The organism is Bacillus sp. L_1B0_5, assembly GCF_000836715.1.
Taxonomy (GTDB): Bacteria; Bacillota; Bacilli; order Bacillales; family Bacillaceae_G; genus Bacillus_A; species Bacillus_A thuringiensis_S.
On the sequence record NZ_JXIS01000210.1, the window covers coordinates 1 to 2,286 of the forward strand.

A 2,286-nucleotide genomic window follows, 5' to 3' on the forward strand; every position below is an offset into this window, starting at 1 on the left:
CAGAATGACTCGTCTTTTTTGTGTTTTGTAACTTTTTTTAAAGTTAATTACATATATATATAAGTTTTATTCGATTTCTTTTGTGATTTTTGATATGTAATTTAAGATTTTCTATTTTATTTCTTAAAGATAAGATTCACCGGTGTGTTAAAATAGTACAGTTGTTTTTTGATGTACTTTAATATAAGAAGATTTAAGTTAGAAAAGGAGATAATATGAAAAGGATAGGTATAATTACTATAGTAGTCTTAGTCCTTCTAGTAATCGTGTATATGTTAGTTGGGAATTATTTTTATAACTACGCGTTGAATGCGAAACAAGAAAAAGAATTTTTGCAAGATAATCCTCATTTAGTAGAAACGGTAAATGCATCGGGAGATGTATTGGCTACAAATGAAGAAAAGAATGCGAACTTCGTATCGAAGTATAAACCTAACACATTAACTATACGTTCTTTCGATAAATTGAATTTAAAAGGCTATGAATATATGAATGAATCATCTAGTCATAAATGGGCAATTGTGGTTCATGGATACAATGGTAGAGCATCAGAAATGACGAAATATATTCGTAACTTTTATGAACAAGGCTATAATGTCATAGCACCAGACCTTCGTGGGCACGGAAATAGTGAAGGGGATTATGTTGGTATGGGCTGGCATGATCGTAAAGATGTTTTGATTTGGATTCAACAAATCTTAAAGAAAGATCCTAATGCTGAAATAGCTCTATTTGGTGTTTCAATGGGTGGGGCAACTGTAATGATGACTTCAGGAGAAGATTTACCTTCTAATGTTAAAGTTATTATTGAAGATTGTGGATACTCAACCGTTATTGATGAATTTACTTATCAGCTAAAAGATTTATTCCACTTGCCGAAGTTTCCTGTTATGAATGCGGCAAATACAGTTACAAAATTAAGAGCTGGATATGATTTAGAAGAAGCTTCAGCTGTAAAACAAGTAGCGAAAAGTAAAACACCTATGCTATTCATTCATGGGGATGCTGATACATTCGTTCCTTTTGAAATGTTAGATGAGGTGTATAATGCTGCAAAGGTAGAAAAAGAGAAATTAATTGTTCCAGGTGCGGGACATGGAGAAGCGGAGAAAGTAGATTCAAATAAATATTGGAATACTGTATGGAATTTCGTAGGGAAGTACATTCCGGCATAATTAAAATTGGCTCATTTTTATAGACGATAATTGGAGGGATAATAGTTAATCCTTTTGATTATCGTTTTTTTTAAAATTAGGTATTCTGTTATAAGTGTATTTTTGAATGTACTATATGAAGGAGATAGAGCAAAAACTTTTGAATTCCTTAATCTCAGTGCTACAATGATTGAAAACTAAATGTTAATGAGGTGTTTATATGAAAATTGAAGTTTGGTCTGATTTTGTATGCCCATTTTGCTATATTGGGAAACGTAGATTAGAGATGGCTTTAGAACAATTTCCACATAAGGAGGATGTTGAAGTTGAGTTTAAAAGTTTTGAGTTAGATCCGAATACTCCCGTTTACTCTGGAACAAGTATTAATGAAGTACTTGCATCGAAGTATGGGATTAGTATTGAAGAAGCTAAGCGTAATAATGTACAACTAGGAAATCATGCAGCTAGTATGGGTTTAAGTTTTAACTTTGAAGAGATGAAGCCGACTAACACTTTCGATGCACATCGTCTGGCGAAGTTTGCAAAGGATCAAGGGAAAGAAAAAGAGATTACGGAAAATCTACTTTTCGCATACTTCACTGAATCGAGAAATTTAAGTGATGTGGATACGCTCGCTACTATTGCTGAAGCTTCAGGTTTAGATAAGCAAGAAGCTTTAAATATTATTAATGATAAAAATGTGTATGCAAACGATGTGAGGGTTGATGAAGCAATTGCACAGCAATATCAAATTTCGGGAGTACCTTATTTTATTATTAATCAAAAGTATGCTATTTCAGGTGCACAACCACTTGAAACTTTTGTTGGTGCACTCCAGCAAGTTTGGGAAGAAGAGAATCCTGCACCGAAGTTACAGGAACTTTCAGCAGATGGTGGAAGCGATCTTTCTTGTACTGATGGAAGTTGTTCAGTGCCATCAAAAGAATAATAGCTTTTATGATGGAATAGCACCCTATAGATAGTTCTGTGGGGTGCTTGTATATAACTATAGAAGAAATGCGTAAATAGATAATTTGATTACGTAAATGAATTCTATAAAATATAAAGTTTTTTAAAATAATGTATTGACGATTATATAAATGAAGTGTAATATAGAACAAGTCGCCGATGA

2 protein-coding genes are annotated in these 2,286 nt (G+C 32.8%); both read left to right on the forward strand.

What is annotated here, in order from left to right:
• Positions 1 to 215: 215 nt before the first annotated feature.
• Positions 216 to 1,175 (forward strand): alpha/beta hydrolase, encoded by a 960-nt coding sequence (locus RT27_RS31890; RefSeq protein ID WP_016083751.1) that lies wholly within the window; start codon positions 216 to 218, stop codon positions 1,173 to 1,175.
• A 199-nt stretch (positions 1,176 to 1,374) separates the two neighbouring features.
• Positions 1,375 to 2,103, forward strand: coding sequence for a DsbA family oxidoreductase (locus tag RT27_RS31895; protein ID WP_043939380.1), 729 nt, complete (start codon positions 1,375 to 1,377; stop codon positions 2,101 to 2,103).
• Positions 2,104 to 2,286 lie beyond the last annotated feature (183 nt).